This window comes from Rhodoferax sp. LS1R11, from assembly GCF_056521395.1.
The window spans coordinates 1-15,901 of sequence record NZ_JBWMAW010000001.1 but is presented as its reverse complement, the minus strand read 5'-3'; the positions used below and the strand labels follow the sequence as shown (position 1 = coordinate 15,901).

15 protein-coding genes and 1 tRNA gene are annotated in these 15,901 nt (G+C 61.7%); 13 read left to right on the top strand and 3 right to left on the bottom strand.

Going from position 1 to position 15,901, the window contains the following annotated elements; all coding sequences use genetic code 11:
- Positions 1-79: 79 nt before the first annotated feature.
- Genes AC097N_RS00080 through AC097N_RS00065 form a run of 4 tightly spaced genes read left to right on the top strand, consistent with a single transcriptional unit; the run spans position 80 to position 4,053 of the window.
- The gene (locus tag AC097N_RS00080; protein ID WP_479578700.1) at positions 80-1,147 is read left to right on the top strand and encodes an extracellular solute-binding protein; all 1,068 of its coding nucleotides are present in this window, start codon (positions 80-82) and stop codon (positions 1,145-1,147) included.
- Positions 1,148-1,158: 11 nt separating this feature from the next.
- Positions 1,159-2,304, top strand: a complete 1,146-nt coding sequence (locus AC097N_RS00075) for an ABC transporter ATP-binding protein (RefSeq protein ID WP_479578699.1) — start codon at positions 1,159-1,161, stop codon at positions 2,302-2,304.
- A complete protein-coding gene (locus AC097N_RS00070) occupies positions 2,294-3,178 on the top strand; it encodes an ABC transporter permease (RefSeq protein WP_479578698.1) in 885 nt (294 codons plus the stop codon). Before AC097N_RS00075 ends, AC097N_RS00070 begins: the two co-directional genes overlap by 11 nt.
- Positions 3,175-4,053 (top strand): ABC transporter permease, encoded by an 879-nt coding sequence (locus tag AC097N_RS00065; RefSeq protein ID WP_479578697.1) that lies wholly within the window; start codon positions 3,175-3,177, stop codon positions 4,051-4,053. Before AC097N_RS00070 ends, AC097N_RS00065 begins: the two co-directional genes overlap by 4 nt.
- On the opposite strand, the gene AC097N_RS00060 is transcribed toward AC097N_RS00065, so the two are convergent.
- From AC097N_RS00060 to AC097N_RS00050, 3 genes are read right to left on the bottom strand one after another with little or no spacing between them, the layout of a single operon-like run.
- The gene (locus tag AC097N_RS00060) at positions 4,054-5,289 is read right to left on the bottom strand and encodes a cystathionine gamma-synthase family protein (RefSeq protein ID WP_479578696.1); all 1,236 of its coding nucleotides are present in this window, start codon (positions 5,287-5,289) and stop codon (positions 4,054-4,056) included.
- 42 nt (positions 5,290-5,331) lie between these two features.
- Positions 5,332-6,030 (bottom strand): lipoprotein-releasing ABC transporter ATP-binding protein LolD, encoded by a 699-nt coding sequence (lolD, locus tag AC097N_RS00055; protein ID WP_479578695.1) that lies wholly within the window; start codon positions 6,028-6,030, stop codon positions 5,332-5,334.
- 4 nt (positions 6,031-6,034) lie between these two features.
- Positions 6,035-7,291 carry a lipoprotein-releasing ABC transporter permease subunit gene (locus AC097N_RS00050; RefSeq protein ID WP_479578694.1) on the bottom strand — a complete coding sequence of 419 codons (1,257 nt, stop codon included), beginning with the start codon at positions 7,289-7,291 and terminating at the stop codon, positions 6,035-6,037.
- A gap of 87 nt (positions 7,292-7,378) precedes the next feature.
- Here AC097N_RS00050 and AC097N_RS00045 point away from each other — a divergent pair, with 87 nt between their 5' ends.
- The 9 genes from AC097N_RS00045 (at position 7,379) to AC097N_RS00005 (ending at position 15,752) form a co-directional block, all read left to right on the top strand.
- On the top strand, positions 7,379-8,305 hold the full coding sequence (locus AC097N_RS00045) for a phosphoglycerate mutase (protein WP_479578693.1): 927 nt from the start codon (positions 7,379-7,381) through the stop codon (positions 8,303-8,305).
- Entirely contained in the window at positions 8,302-10,026 is a 1,725-nt protein-coding gene (recJ, locus tag AC097N_RS00040; RefSeq protein WP_479578692.1) for a single-stranded-DNA-specific exonuclease RecJ, read from the top strand. The genes AC097N_RS00045 and recJ overlap by 4 nt, the downstream gene beginning before the upstream one ends.
- A gap of 25 nt (positions 10,027-10,051) precedes the next feature.
- Positions 10,052-10,948: a 3',5'-nucleoside bisphosphate phosphatase gene (locus AC097N_RS00035; protein ID WP_479578691.1), complete on the top strand. Its 897-nt coding sequence runs from the start codon at positions 10,052-10,054 to the stop codon at positions 10,946-10,948.
- Positions 10,949-10,955: 7 nt separating this feature from the next.
- Positions 10,956-11,858, top strand: coding sequence for a DMT family transporter (locus AC097N_RS00030; RefSeq protein WP_479578690.1), 903 nt, complete (start codon positions 10,956-10,958; stop codon positions 11,856-11,858).
- Positions 11,859-11,915: 57 nt separating this feature from the next.
- Entirely contained in the window at positions 11,916-12,539 is a 624-nt protein-coding gene (locus AC097N_RS00025) for an L-threonylcarbamoyladenylate synthase (protein WP_479578689.1), read from the top strand.
- A 35-nt stretch (positions 12,540-12,574) separates the two neighbouring features.
- Positions 12,575-13,243 (top strand): site-2 protease family protein, encoded by a 669-nt coding sequence (locus AC097N_RS00020; RefSeq protein WP_479578688.1) that lies wholly within the window; start codon positions 12,575-12,577, stop codon positions 13,241-13,243.
- 26 nt (positions 13,244-13,269) lie between these two features.
- Positions 13,270-14,574, top strand: coding sequence for a tryptophan--tRNA ligase (locus tag AC097N_RS00015; RefSeq protein ID WP_479578687.1), 1,305 nt, complete (start codon positions 13,270-13,272; stop codon positions 14,572-14,574).
- Positions 14,575-14,683: 109 nt separating this feature from the next.
- Positions 14,684-14,771: transfer RNA gene (locus AC097N_RS00010), tRNA-Ser, on the top strand.
- Positions 14,772-14,984: 213 nt separating this feature from the next.
- Positions 14,985-15,752 (top strand): lysine/arginine/ornithine ABC transporter substrate-binding protein, encoded by a 768-nt coding sequence (locus AC097N_RS00005; RefSeq protein WP_479578686.1) that lies wholly within the window; start codon positions 14,985-14,987, stop codon positions 15,750-15,752.
- Positions 15,753-15,901 lie beyond the last annotated feature (149 nt).

Below are 15,901 nucleotides of genomic sequence, written 5' to 3'. Positions count from 1 at the left end.
GCCTACGATAGCCTCGGCTGGTTAGAGACGCTCATTGTCCAGGCTTTACGCTGTCACACACCCTCAAGGAAAAAACCGCATGAAAACCCACCGTACTTTGGTTGCCGCAGGCATTCTCGCGTTAGGCGTTGCAGGCTCTGCCCTGGCGCAGGAAAAAACGTTTCGCCTGCTGACCTGGGCTGACTACGCACCGGCCGACATCGTGGCACAGTTTGAGAAGGAAAGCGGCTACAAGGTGGAACTCACTTTGTCCAACAACGAAGAGATGATCTCCAAGTTGCGTGCCACCGGCGGTGCAGGTTTCGATCTGGCGCAGCCCTCGCAGGACCGCATCACCGGACCCCAGCAAGAGTTCGGCATTTACAAACCCATGGACATGAGCAAACTCAAGGCCGAGTTGTTCATCCCCTCCATGCTGGAAGCCACCAAGCGCAACACCACGCTCGGTGGCAAGGTCTATGGCCTGCCCCACATCTGGGGCACGGACGGCCTGGTGGTCAACACCAAACTCACCCAGATGGCCGACTACCCCGACCTGTGCCGCGCTGATGTCAAAGGCAAAACGGCCGTGCGCCTGAAGCGCCCGACCCTGCTGGCGTTTGCCTTCGCCGCGGGCAAGGACCCATTTGCCCTGTATAACGACCCCAAAGCCTACAGCGCGCTGATGGATGACGTGGGCAAGACCATGATCGCCTGCAAGGGCAACCTGAAATTCTTCTGGGACAACAAGGACCAGTTGCTCAATGGCATGCGCACCGGCGAAATCGTCGGCGCCATGATGTGGGACACGGGCGGCTGGAAGCTCAATGGCGAGAAGGCTGAAATCCAGTTCATCGCGCCCAAGTCCGGCGCACTGGGCTGGATTGATACGTTTGCCATCCCCGCCAAAGGCAAGAATGATGCAGCCGCCTACGCCTGGATCAACTTCAACATGCGTCCTGAGATCGCGGCCAAAGTGGCCTCTTCAGCTGGCAACTTCACCGCCTCCAAAGGCGCAGAACAGTTGATGGACGCCAAGCTCAAGTCACAGTTTGCAGTCAGCTTCCCTGAAGCCGCGCTGAAAAACGTGAAGTGGTACCCCGCTGTGCCCGCGGGTGTGGAAGACATCGAAGGCCGCGTGCTCGACCGCATCAAAGCGGCCAACTGAAGCACGCCGCATTGAGCCCAACGACTGCTGCGTCCACCTCACCCTCTGGGGTGGCGCAGCCTGATCTGGAAACCGTGCGCTTGGGCAAGCGCTACGGCGGTTTTATCGCGGTGGACGACCTCTCGTTCACCGTGGCGCGTGGCAGCTTTTTCTCCATCCTGGGCCCCTCTGGCTGCGGCAAGACCACGCTGCTGCGCATGATTGCGGGTTTCCTGAGCCCCGACACGGGTGACATCCGCATTGGCGGCAACCCGATGAACGGCGTGCCGCCCAACAAGCGCCCGGTCAACATGGTGTTCCAGCACCTCGCGCTGTTTCCGATGATGTCGGTCGGCGAGAACGTGGGCTACGGCCTGGCGCGGCGTGGTGTAGCCAAAGATGAGATCAAACGCCGCGTGGGCGAAATGCTCGAACGCGTGAGCCTGCCCGGCGCGCAAAACAAGCGGGTTGACCAATTGTCCGGCGGGCAAAAACAGCGCGTGGCCATTGCGCGCAGCCTGGTGCTGGAACCTACGCTGCTGCTGCTCGATGAGCCCCTGGGAGCGCTGGATTTGAAGTTGCGTGAGCACATGAAAATTGAGCTCAAACAATTGCAAGCGGCCTTTGGCACCACCTTTGTCTACATCACCCACGACCAGTCCGAAGCCCTGGTGCTGTCCGACCACGTGGCCGTGATGAACCACGGGCGCTTCGAGCAGGTGGGCACACCCCAGGACTTGTACTACCAGCCGCAAACACCTTTTGTGGCGGGTTTTGTAGGGGCCAACAACCGTGTACAAGGCAAGGCCACGCAGGTCAACGGTGACATGGTCACACTGGCCAGTGCGCAAGGCATGGTGATGTCCGCGCGCGCCATGGGCACGGTCCGGATGGGTGATGCCGTGGAAGCTTTTGTACGGCCCGAAGTGGCCAGCCTGTCGCGCACCGCCACGGGGTTTTCAGACCCCGGCCTGCCCGCCTACCGCGCCCGGATTGACAGCCTGCTGTTCGACGGCGCCAATTCGGCCGTGCTGCTGCGCGAGGAAAAATCACGCACCGAGTTTCGCATTGCGCTGCCCCAAACAGGGCACCTGTCGGACCTGATGGTGGGCGAGATGGTGAACTTCAGCTTCAACCCGCAGCGGGCGGTGTGCTTCGCGGCAGACCATGCCGGCTGAACCCCGCAACCGCCAGCTGCACGCGCAGCTGATGCTGGCGCTGCTGCTGGCCCCGGCCTTGTTGTGGCTGGTCGGGCTGATCGTGTTGCCGCACGTGGAGCTGGGCATCTTGTCGCTGCGCGCCCGCGTAGCGCCGCGCGTGTACGAGCCCAGTCTGGCGCAGTACCGCACCTTTCTTGAAGAACCCCTGTATTGGCACACCTTTGTGCGCACCGCCGTCATGTCGATTCTGGCCACGGCGCTCACGCTGCTAGTGGCGTTTCCGATCGCGTGGATGATTGCCAAAGTGGCGCGCGGCCGCAGCAAGTCGATGCTGTTCATCCTGTGCCTGATTCCTTTCTGGGTGAGCGAGACCGTGCGCACCCTGGGCTGGATGATTCTGCTGCGTGAGTCGGGCGTGTTGCCACAGCTGATGGTGTGGCTGGGCCTGACCGCCGTGCCGGTGGACTTGCTGTACCACGACGCCACCATCCTGGTCGGGCTGGTCTACACCTCCATGCTGTTCATGGTGGTGCCGCTGATTGGCGCGCTGGAGAGTCTGGACGACTCACTGATTGAAGCCGCCTATGACCTGGGCGGCAACGGCTGGTCGATCCTGCGTCAGATTGTGATTCCACACGCGGCACCCGGCATCGTGGCCGGCTGCATTGTGGTGTTCATGCTGACCCTGGGCAACTACCTCACACCCACGTTGCTGGGCGGCAAAAATTCGCAGTGGTTTACCGAACAGATTTACACCCAGTTCATCACCCGCTTCAACTGGGAACAAGGCGCGGCATTTGGCTTTTTGCTGCTGGGCTTGAGTACCGCCATTGTCTGGGTGGGCTTGCAACTCAGTGGTCAAAAATTGGGGGAAGTGATGCAGCGTTCATGATCCTGTCCCTGCCCCGCCCTGCCTGGTTACGGGCGAGCACCGTGGTGTATGCGGTGGTATTTTTCGCGTTTCTGTTTTTGCCGCTGGCGATCGTGGCAGTGTTTGCCTTCAACGATGCGCCCTACCCGGCGCCGCCCTGGCGCGGCTTCACGCTGGACTGGTTTCTGGGTGACACATCGGGTGCCCGCACGGGACGCCAGGGCCTGTTTGCCGACAAAGCGATGCTCGGCAGCCTGTGGACCAGCGTCGTGGTGGCGTGCTGGGTGACGGTGCTGGCCGTGGGGGTGGGCACGGCAAATGCTTTTTTGATTGAGCGCACACAGTTTCGCGGCAAACAGGCGCTGTCCTTGCTGATGCTCGCACCGCTGGTCATTCCGGGTGTGATTCTGGGTATCTCCATCCTGGCCTTCGCCAGCCGCATTGCGAATCTGGCCGATGACCTGTATGGGCTGGAACTGGAGTTTTTGCGCCCCGGCCTGCCGCTGGTGGTGCTGGGGCAGTTTTCCTACATCGTGTCGATTGCCACGCTGACCATCACGGCGCGGCTCAAGCGTTTTGACGTGACGCTGGAAGACGCCGCCTACAACCTGGGCGCCTCGCGCCTGGCGGTATTCACCACCATCACCCTGCCTTACCTGCAGCCCGGGCTGATCGGCGCGGCAGCCATCTCGTTCCTGATGTCGTTCGAGAACTTCAACACTACCCTGATGCTGGTGGGCTCGGACGCCCCACTCACGGTCATGATGTATGGCCGCATGCGTGAAGGCGCCACGCCGGTGCTCAATGCGGTGAGCCTGTTTTTGATGGCGGCATCTGCCCTGCTGGCGCTCACACTCTTGCGTGGCGCCAAGCCGGAGGCAAACTCCGGCTCCTGATCAGCCTTGCAAGGCCTGCGTGAAGTCCGCCAGCAAATCGGCCACGTCTTCCAGACCGACCGAGAAACGGATCAATCCGTCCGCAATGCCCATGTCCGCGCGGGCTTGCGCACCCGCTTCCCAAAAAATGGTGTGCGCCACAGGAATGATCAGGCTGCGGGTGTCGCCCAGACCCGTGGCCTTGACGGGCAATTGCAGGCGGTTGATGAAGGCAAAACAGTCGTCCGCATTGCGCAACTCAAACGACAACAACCACGAACCGGCACTGAAATGCTGCTTGGCCAAGGCATGCTGCGGATGTGATTCCAGCATGGGGTAATAAACCCGGTTGATCGCCGGATGCGCTTCCAGAAACCGCGCCAACTGCAGCGCCGTGGCGCTGCTTTGAGCCACGCGCAAGGCCAGGGTTTCGGCCCCCACGCTGATCTGGTGCGCATGCTCGGACGAGAGCGAGGCGCCCATGTCGCGCAAGCCTTTTTTCTTGACCTGGACCAAGCCCCACTGGCGGGCATCGCCCTGGCGGTAGGCCTCAAAAATATGGGGATAAGCCTGCCAGTCAAAACAACCGGTATCAGTCACCGAGCCGCCCAAGGCGTTGCCATGACCGGCAATGGTTTTGGTCAATGCGTTGATGACCAGGCTGGCGCCCACGCTCTTCGGGCGAAACAGCATGGGCGAACTGATGGTGTTGTCCACCACGTAGAGCAAACCGCGCGCCTTGCACAGCGCGCCAATGGCGGCCAGGTCGGGGATCTGCGTGCCGGGGTTGGCAATGGTTTCCACAAACACCAGCCGGGTGTTGGGCTGCACGGCGGCGGCCACGGCGTCGCACGAGGTGGCGTCCACCAGGCTCACGGTGATGCCCAATTGCCGCAGCGTGCCCAAAAAGCTGTTGGTGTTGCCAAACACGAAGCGGCTGACGACCACGTGGTCCCCCGCGCGCAGCAGCGTCAGGAATACGGCCGTGATCGCCCCCATGCCGGTGGCAAAACAGATGGTGCCCACACCCTCTTCCATGCGGTTGATCTTGGCCTCCAGCGCCGCCGTGGTCGGCGTGCCCTGGCGGGCGTAGTTAAAGCCGCCTTTGGTGGTGCCCTGAAACACGCCCACCAGGTCTTCCACCCGCTCAAAGCCGTATTGCACCGAGGTGTGGATGGGTTTGTGCAGGCCACCATGCTCGACGCCGAACGCCCGGTCGGAGTGAACGTTGGCAGTGGTAAATCCGAGGTCTTTCATAAATTTTCCGTCGTGTCTTTTAAATTGCGTCTGTCATTATCTTCAGGCTGATTCCGACAGCTTGCCCTGCACCAGGCGCAGCTGCCGCCCGCAGCGGGCTGCCAGCGTTTCATCATGCGTCACCACAATGAACGAGGTGCCCTGGGTGCGGGCCAGGTCCAGCATCAACTCAAACACGCCGTTGGCGGTGCTGCGGTCCAGGTTGCCCGTGGGCTCGTCGGCCAGCACACAGGCCGGTTGGGTGACCAGGGCGCGGGCAATGGCCACGCGCTGGCGCTCGCCGCCCGACAACTCGGCGGGCCGGTGGTGCAGGCGGTCTTGCAGGCCCACACGCGCTAGCATTTTGGTAGCTGCCTGCGCAGACTCCTCGGGCGCCGTACGACGAATCCACAAAGGCATGGCAACATTGTCCAGCGCACTGAATTCAGGCAAGAGGTGGTGAAACTGGTAGACAAAACCCAGGTACTTGTTGCGCAAACGGCCCTGCGCAGCCGCACTTTGGTGCGCCAAATCCTGGCCCTTGAGCCAGACGGTGCCGCTGGTGGGAGCGTCCAGGCCCCCCATCAGGTGCAGCAAGGTGCTCTTGCCGGAACCCGACGCGCCGACGATGGCCAGCGTCTCGCCGGGGCGCACATCCAGGTCCACACCCTGCAGCACGGTCACATCCAGGCGACCTTCGGTAAATCGCTTGGTCAGGCCCCGGGCGCCCAGCACCACGTCGCTTGAAACAGCAGCACTCATCACATCATTCATAACGCAGGGCCTCGGCAGGGTTCACCTGGCTGGCGCGCCAGCTGGGGTACAGGGTGGCAACAAAGGCCATCACCAGGGAAATAATGGCAATCGGCAAAATGTCCGCCTGCTGAGGGTCGCTGGGCATCCGGCTGATCAGGTAAATGTCTTTGGGCAGGAAGTTCGCCTGGAACAGCCGCTCCAGCGCGGGCACGATCACATCAATGTTGTAGGCCACACCCAGGCCCAGCAGCAAACCCGCTACTGTGCCGATGACACCGACCATGGCACCTTGCACGACAAAAATGCCCATGATGCTGCGCGGGCTCGCCCCCAACGTGCGCAAGATGGCAATGTCGGCGCGCTTGTCGGTCACCGTCATCACCAGGGTGGACACCAGGTTGAACGCCGCCACCGCCACAATGAGCGTGAGAATGATGAACATCATGCGTTTCTCGACCTGCACCGCGGCAAACCAGGTGCGGTTCTGGCGGGTCCAGTCGCGCACCAGCAGGTCGCCGCTCAAGGTTTCGGCCAGCTGCGCCGCCACCTCGCGGGCCTGGTGCAAGTCACGCAACTTGACCCGCACACCGGTGGGGCCTTCCAGGCGAAAAATCTTGGCCGCATCGTCCATGTGCAGCAGCACCAGCGCCGAGTCGTACTCAAAGTGGCCTGAGTCGAACGTACCCACCACGGTCATCTGTTTCAGGCGGGGCACCACACCGGCCGGGGTCACCTGACCGCTGGGCGCCACCAGCGTCACCTTGTCGCCCTCACGCACGCCCAGGGAGCGTGCCAGCTCGCCCCCCAGCACCACGCCAAATTCGTCAGGAATCAGCTTGGAGAGGGATGTTTTTTTGATCTCCACCGCCAGGTCGGTCACCTCGGGCTCACGCGCCGGGTCGATGCCGCGTACGATGATGCCCTTCATGTCTTCACCCCTTGCCAGCAAGGCCTGGGTGGCGATGAAAGGGGCGGCGCCAATGACCTGGGGGTTGGCACGCACTTCGGCCAGGGTCTTGGTCACGTCGGGCAAGGCCGCGCCATTGGGCGCCAGAATCTCGATGTGTGACACCACGCCCAGCATGCGGTCACGCACCTCTTTCTGAAAGCCGTTCATCACACTCAGCACAATGATGAGCGCGGCCACACCCAAGGCAATGCCCAGCATGGAAACCCCGGAAATGAAGGAAATAAAGCCGTTGCGACGGGTGGCACGACCCGCCCGGGTGTAGCGCCAGCCAAGGATAAGCTCGTAAGGAATTTGCATCGACTGACCGTTTTTAAAACAGGCGCCATTGTGGCATTCCCTACCCCGCGGGCAGCCTGGCGGCCATATATCCGGGACAATCGCCCCATGCACCTCCTGATTCCATTCGCATTTGCCAGCTCCGACGACTGCAAGCAAGCCCTCGCCCCCTTGAAGCTTCCTCATCTTGAAAAACTGTTGTCCCGGCTGACGCCAAACCCGCTGGACCAGGGCGACGAGTTCAGTCTGTCCACGCCCCACGAACGGGCTTTGGCGCGCGCCATAGGCCTTGCGACGGTAGACGGCCTGATTCCGTGGGCCGCCCTGCACAAACAGGAGGCCGGGGCCTGGGGCTTCATCACGCCCTGCAACTGGCAGGTCGGCACCCACCACATCGCCATGAGCGGGCAGGCTTTGCCGGACTTCTCTGCCGAAGAATCACAAACGCTGCTGGCCGCGATGCAGCCCTATTTCAAGGAAGACGGCATCGCGCTGCACGACGACCGACCCAACCGCTGGCTCGCCCAGGGCGAGGTATTCAGAGACCTGCCCACCGCATCCCTCGACCGGGTGCTAGGCCGCAATGTGGAGAACTGGATGCCGCGCAGCGCCAGCGCCGCCGGCCTGCGCCGCCTGCAAAACGAAATGCAGATGTTACTTTACACCCACCCCGTGAACGACGCCCGCACCGCACGCGGCGTGCTGCCCGTCAACTCGTTCTGGCTGAGTGGCACCGGGGCGCTGCCCCCGGGCTACACCTCTTCCGCCGTGGCGCCCCAACCAACCGTGCCCCCCCTCCTGCGCGCAGCCGCCTTGAATGACGACTGGCGCGCCTGGGCCCAGGCTTGGCAGGCACTGGATGCCACAGAATGCGTGGCCCTGCTCGCAGCACTGGACCAGGGTCTGCCCTGTCAACTCACGCTGTGCGGCGAACGCAATGCACAGACCTTCACCGCCAAGCCCCAAACCCTGTTCAAGAGAATGATGAATCTTTTTGGCACCCAGCCCCCGTCTACCGTGCTGGAGCAGCTATGAAAATCATAGCGCGCGATATTCCACCCCGGTCCGCCTGGACGCTGGAGCAGGCCGGCATCCACCCCCTGCTGGCCCAGCTGTATGCCGCCCGAGGTGTGCAAAGCGCCCAGGAACTCGACGACGGCCTGGCCCGCCTGATTCCGCCCGGCGACATGCTGGGCACGGCGGCCGCGGCCGCCCTACTGGCAGATGCCATTGCCGCCAACAAAAAACTGTGCATCGTGGCCGATTACGACTGCGACGGCGCCACCGCCTGTGCCGTGGGGCTTCGCGGCCTGCGCATGCTGGGCGCCAAACATGTGGACTACATGGTGCCCGACCGCGTGGTGGACGGCTATGGCCTCACCGCCCCCATCTCGCAACGCGTCAAAGCCAGCGGCGCCGACATGCTGATCACCGTGGACAACGGCATCGCCAGCTTCGAGGGCGTTGCAACCGCCAAAGCCTTGGGGCTGCAGGTACTGGTCACGGACCACCACCTGCCCGCCTCCGTCAACGGCCAGATCGTGTTGCCGGAGGCCGACGTCATCGTCAACCCCAACCAGCCTGGCTGCACCTTTCCCAGCAAATCCATTGCCGGTGTCGGCGTGATGTTTTATGTGCTGCTGGCCCTGCGCGCCGAGTTGCGCCAGCGTGGCGTGTTCGATACAACCACGCAACCCAAACTGGACACCCTCCTGCCGCTGGTCGCCCTGGGCACCGTGGCCGACGTGGTCAAGCTCGACGCCAACAACCGCCGCTTGGTCGCCCAAGGGTTAAAACGAGTCAGAGCCCTTGCCATGCCTGCGGGAGTAGCTTCTCTTTTTATAGCATCAGGCCGCCAGGCACCGGTCGCCACCACCTTTGACTTTGGCTTTGCCCTGGGGCCACGCATCAACGCCGCAGGCCGTTTGTCCGACATGACACTCGGCATTGAGTGCCTGCTCAGCGACGACCCGGCGCGGGCTGACGAACTGGCCAAGATGCTGGACGGCATTAACCGCGAGCGCCGCGAGATTGAAGGCACGATGCGCGAACAGGCCTTTGAAATTGCCGAGTCCCTGTTTGACGAAGACGAAGAGCCGCCCCCGGCCATTTGCGTGTTCGACCCCGACTTTCATGAAGGCGTGGTCGGCATCGTGGCCTCGCGCATCAAGGACAAACTGCACCGCCCCACCTTTGTCTTTGCCGCCAGCGCGGCACCAGGCAAGGAGCACGAACTCAAAGGCTCGGGCCGCTCCATCCCCGGCTTTCACCTGCGCGACGCGCTGGACCTGGTGGCCAAGCGCTACCCCGGCGTGTTGCTGCGTTTTGGCGGCCACGCCATGGCGGCAGGCTGCACCATTGCAGAGGAAAATTTTGACGCCTTTGAGCAGGGCCTGAACGAAGTCGCCCGGGAATGGCTGGACGCCGCCACCCTGACCCGTCGCCTCGATACCGATGGCCCCCTCAAACCCGAGTACCGCCGCATCGAACTGGTGGACGTGCTGCACAAGGAGGTGTGGGGGCAGGGCTTTGCGCCCCCCACTTTCAGCGAAGAGGTGGAGGTGATCTCACAACGGCTGGTGGGGGAAAAACACCTGGCCCTCAAGCTCAAGCACCAGGGCCAGCCGGTGGACGGCATCTGGTTCGGTCACACCGAGCCGCTGCCCCCCCGCGTCAAGCTGGCGTTCCGGCTTGATGCCGACGCCTGGAATGGTGTGCGGCGAGTGAGGTTTCTGGTGGAGGCAGCCGAGCTGTAACAACCTCAGCGCCTAAAATGCCCCTGTGACCTCCATACTCAACGCCGATCTCCATTGCCATTCCGTCGTCTCCGACGGCACCTTGACTCCTGAGGCGCTCGCCGAACGCGCCAAAGGCAACGGGGTCGAGCTGTGGGCCCTCACCGACCATGACGAAATCGGCGGCCAGCAACGGGCGGCAGCGGCGGCCAAGGCGCAGGGCATGCATTACCTCACCGGCGTCGAAATATCGGTGACTTTCATCGGCAAGACGGTGCACATCGTCGGCTTGGGTTTTGACGCCGACAACGAGGCCCTGAACCGGGGCCTCATCCAGACCCGCGGTGGCCGCGGTCAACGCGCCATGGACATGTCGGCCGGTCTGGCCAAAGCTGGCATCCAGGGCGCCTACGAAGGTGCATTGAAATTTGCAGGCAACCACGAACTGATCTCACGCACCCACTTTGCACGCTTTCTGGTGGAAAGCGGCGTGTGCAAAGACACCAACGAGGTGTTCCGCAAATACCTGACCGAAGGCAAACCCGGCTTTGTCGAACACCGCTGGGCCACGCTGAAAGACGCAGTCACCTGGATCCGTGAGGCGGGCGGCGCCGCCGTCATCGCGCACCCGGCCCGCTACAAGTTCACGCCCAACGAAGAGTTCGCGCTGTTCACCGAGTTCAAAAGCCACGGCGGCCAGGGTGTTGAAGTCATCACCGGCAGCCATACCCCGGCCGAGTACATCACCTACGCCGACACAGCGCGTGAATTTGGACTGGCCGCCTCCCGGGGCAGCGACTTTCACAGCCCCGACGAGAGTCATACGGAGCTTGGCACCCTGCCCTATTTACCCGGGCAGCTGACACCGGTGTGGGAACTGCTGGCAGGCCGCATTCAACACCCTCCCAGCCACGGCCGGGCAGCGGCCAACAGCGACCACTGAACCACCCATGTCGTTTTGGCGATCGCGACAAGGTGGTGGGGTTTTGCTGATTGTGCTGGCGACTTTTGCTTTTGCAATCCTCGACACGGTGACCAAATACGCCACGGCGCTCGTGCCCGTGGTCATGCTGCTGTGGTTTCGCTATGCATTCCAGGCGGTACTCACGCTTGCCCTGCGCTTTCGCAAACAAAAACTCAGCTTATTCACCACCCCCAACCCGCGGTTTCAGGCGCTGCGCGGTGGGCTTTTGCTGACAACCAGCGCCTGTGCCATGTTTGGCTTGCAGCATCTGCCAGTCGGGGAATTCACCGCCATGGTGATGCTGTCACCGCTAGCGGCCACGGCTCTGGCGGCGTGGCTGCTCAAAGACCAAGTGTCCCAACGCCGCTGGCTGTTGATGTTTGCCGGCCTCATGGGCGTCTTGCTGGTGATTCATCCGGGCGGGCAAGTCTTCAGCTGGGCTTTGCTGTTTCCGGTTGTTCTGGTGATCGCCAACGCCGGCTTTCAGGTGCTGACCAGCCGCATGAGCGGCCAGGAAAACGTCTATACCACCCACTTTTACAGCGGCCTGGTCGGCGCCGTGGCAATGAGTCCTATTGTGTATTTCCACTGGAACAGTTCAGCGTTGCTGCTGCATTGGCCCTTGTTTGTGGCGGTCGGCTTTTTTGGAACATTCGGCCATTTGATGCTAATTCGCGCCTACATGCGCGCGCCCGCACCCGTCCTGACGCCCTATCTTTATATTCAGATTGCCTTCGCCATGCTGGCAGGGTGGATGGCCTTCAACCACGTACCCGACACGCTGGCCTGGGTCGGGATGGCCGTAATTGGCCTCAGTGGCGTCGGCAATGCCTTGCTGTCGGCTCATGAGTTGTCGCAGGAACGCCGCGCCGTCGTGACGCCCGGTTGAGCGACCTGCACGGTCCGCGGCCGTGGCGTTGCCTGCCTTTCATCGACAATACACCCCATGACCCAACTATTTGAAGTTCACCCCGACAACCCACAAACCCGGCTACTCAAACAAGCGGTTGCCCTGCTTGAAAAAGGCGACGTTATTGCCGTGCCCACCGACTCCAGCTATGCCTTGGTGTGCCATGTGGACGACAAGGCCGCCGCTGACAAGCTGCGCCGTATCCGTGGCGTGGACGACAAGCACCACCTGACCCTGTTATGCCGTGACCTGAGCGAACTGGCCAACTACGCACGGGTAGACAACCAGCAGTTTCGGTTGATCAAGTCCGCCACGCCCGGGCCTTACACCTTCATTCTGGAAGCCAGCAAGGAAGTGCCGCGCCGCCTGAGTCATCCGGCGCGCAAGACCATCGGCTTGCGCGTGCCTGAGCACAAGGTCTTGCAAGAGCTGCTGGCGCTGCACCACGGCCCCTTGCTGGCCACCACGCTGATTCCGCCCGGGGAAACCGACGCGCTCAATGACGCACAGGACATTCTTGAGCGCTTCAAAAACCAGATTGCCGCCGTGATCGACGCCGGTGCCTGCGCCCTGGAGCCCACCACGGTGGTCGACCTGACCGGCGCTGAGCCCGTGATCATTCGAGAGGGACGCGGTTCAGTGGCTGCGCTCGGCCTGTGACGCGCTGCACGCCACCCCTCTGAGACAATTGCCCGATGGATATTGCACAACTCATTCAAACCGTCGCCATTTATGCGCTACCGGTGCTGTTCGCCATCACCCTGCACGAGGCGGCACACGGCTATGCGGCACGGCATTTTGGCGACAACACCGCCTACGCGCTGGGCCGCATCACCCTCAACCCGATCAAGCACATTGACCCGGTCGGCACCATCCTGATGCCCTTGCTGCTGTATTTTGCAACCTCCGGCGCCTTCCTGTTTGGTTATGCCAAGCCGGTTCCCGTGCGATTTGGCAACCTGCGCAACCCCAAGCGCGACATGATCTGGGTGGCGCTGGCCGGTCCCGGCGCCAACCTGGTTCAGGCCCTGATCTGGGGCGCCTTGCTGATCCTGCTGCAAGGCAGCGGCGTGAACGAGTACTTCTTTCTGCAAATGTGCCAGGGCGGTATTTTGGTCAACGTCGTGATGTTTGCCTTCAATCTGTTCCCGTTGCCCCCGCTGGACGGCGGACGCATTCTGGTCGGGCTGTTGCCTTATCGGCAAGCTGAACTGGTGTCGCGCATTGAGCCCTGGGGCTTCTTCATTGTCATGGCCCTGGTGATTGCCGGCATCGTCAGCACCCTGTGGATGCAGCCTGTGATGGCAATGACCTTCTGGCTCCTCAATACCTTGCTCACGCCCCTGGCGTTTTTGTTCAGCTAATTCAATCTGGTTCACCCACGCACCCCATGTCTGACACGAGTTCCAAGCGTTTCCTGACCGGCATCACCACCTCCGGCACCCCCCATCTGGGCAATTATGTGGGATCAATCCGCCCCTCGGTGCGGGCCAGCCTGCGCGCTGACGTGGAGAGTTTTTACTTTCTGGCCGACTACCATGCCCTGATCAAAATTGATGAGCCCTCGCGTATCCAGCGCTCCACGCTGGAAATTGCGGCCAGCTGGCTCGCAGCGGGCCTGGACCCGGAACGCGTCATCTTCTACCGTCAGTCGGATGTCCCTGAAATTCCGGAACTCACCTGGTTTCTGACCTGTGTCACCGGCAAAGGTATTCTGAACCGGGCCCATGCCTACAAGGCATCGGTCGACAAAAACACCAGCGCGGGGGATGACCCCGACTCGGATGTGAGCGCGGGCCTGTTCATGTACCCCGTGTTGATGGGGGCAGACATTCTGATGTTCAACGCCCACAAGGTGCCGGTGGGGCGTGACCAGATTCAGCACATCGAGATGGCGCGCGACATGGCGCACAGCTTCAACCACCGTTACGGCGAGCATTTTGTGCCGCCCGAAGCCGAGATTGAAGAAGACGTGGCCACCCTGCCCGGCCTGGACGGTCGCAAGATGAGCAAGAGCTACGACAACACCATCCCGTTGTTTGCGCCGCGTGAGCAACTCAAGAGGCTGATCGCCGGCATCGTGACCGACTCACGTGCACCCGGGGAGCCCAAGAGTACCGAGGGCTCTGCTTTGTTTCAAATCTTTCAGGCCTTTGCAACGCCCGAAGAAACCACTGCGTTGCGCCAGTCCTACACCGAGGGCATTGCCTGGGGTGACGCCAAACAGATCGTGTTTGAACGCATCGACCGCGAGATCGCTCCCATGCGTGAGGCCTACCTGGCCCTCATGAACGACCCGGCCAAGATCGAGGCCATCCTGCTCAAAGGTGCTTCCAAGGCGCGCCAAATCGCCACCCCCTTCATGGGCCGCCTGCGCCATGCCGTCGGTTTGCGCGACTTGCGCGTGCAGGCGGGTGGCAAAACAGTCAAGACCGCCAAAGTGGCCAAGCCTGTTTTCAAACAATACCGCGAAAGCGACGGCAAGTTCTACTTCAAGCTCGTGGACATCGAAGGTCGCGTGCTGCTGCAAAGCCTGGGTTTCGACTCACCCAAAGAAGTCGGTCAATCCATTGGCCTGCTGCAGAGCCAAGGTGCTTCGGCGCTCAGTGGCCTCGCGGACAAACTCCAATCCGATGCCGGGATCGAAAAAGCAGACATCCATTCGGCCTTGCAACAGATGAGCGCCACCGAGTAAGCAGATAGCACTGTCAATCTGGCGGGGTGGTCGTTGAGGCTGAAAAGCCTGCAAAGATGGCCTCTGGTCGCGTGCTGCTAGAATTCGGTGACGTGTTGTAAAGACACATGGAAGAGTGGCAGAGTGGCCGAATGTACCTGACTCGAAATCAGGCGTACCGAAAGGTACCGTGGGTTCGAATCCCACCTCTTCCTCCAGAATAGCGAAAAGCCCCGTAAGCGATTACGGGGCTTTTTTGTTTCAGCGGGACAAGACCTGTTACGGGTGTAAAGCACTACGACCTCACGGTGTAAACCCCAATACGCATCGACTGTCAGGCATCATTTTTGCGTGTATCCAACCGTAGAATGATTTTCTCTACTTTTTCAACCTGCCGAGATTTCACCCCGGCATATCCAAGGACCCCCTCCATGAAGAAACTCCTGCTGGCCCTCGCAATCGGCACCCTGAGCGCGGGCGCCTTCGCCCAAGGCAAAGACCTCAAAGTCGCCATCGACCCGACCTACGAGCCCTTCACCTTCAAGACCGCGGACGGCAAACCCACCGGCTTTGATGTGGACATCGCCAGCGCCCTGTGCGAACAGATCAAACGCAAATGCGTCTTCGTCGAACAAGTCTGGGACAGCATGATCCCCGGCCTGCAAGCCAAGAAATACGACGTCATCATCAGCTCGATGTCCATCACCGCCGATCGCCTCAAAGCCATCGACTTCACCGACAAGTACTACAACACCCCCAGCCGTGTGGTGGTGAAGAACGACGTCAAGTTCACCGGACCGGCCTCCATCAAGGGCAAGAAAATCGGCGTCCTCAAAGGCAGCACCCAGGAGAAGTACGCCATGGGCGAACTCAAGACGGTGGGTGTCAACGTCATCCCCTACGAAGCCCAGGACCAGGTCTACCTGGACATCAAGTCCGGCCGCCTGGACGGCACCGTGGCCGACTTCGTCGAAGTCACCGGCGGCTTCCTGAGCAAGCCCGAAGGCAAGGACTACGCCCTGGTCGGCCCCGAGCTCTACACCGAGAAATACTTCGGCACCGGTGTCGGCATTGGCCTGCGCAAGGGCGACGCCAAACTCAAGGGCGAACTCAGTGCCGCCATCAAGGCCATCCGCGGCAACGGCGTCTACAAGAAGATCAACGACAAGTACTTCAAGTTTGACGTCTACGGCAAGTAAGTCGCAAGAACCCAGGACCGCCCCCCGCTGAACGCCTCATGAACGCCTACTACCTCTCGATCCTGCAAGGCTCCGCGCTCACGGTGGGGGTCTCCCTGTCGGCCCTGCTGGTCTCCATCGTCCTGGGACTGCTCGGGGCCGCTGCCAAA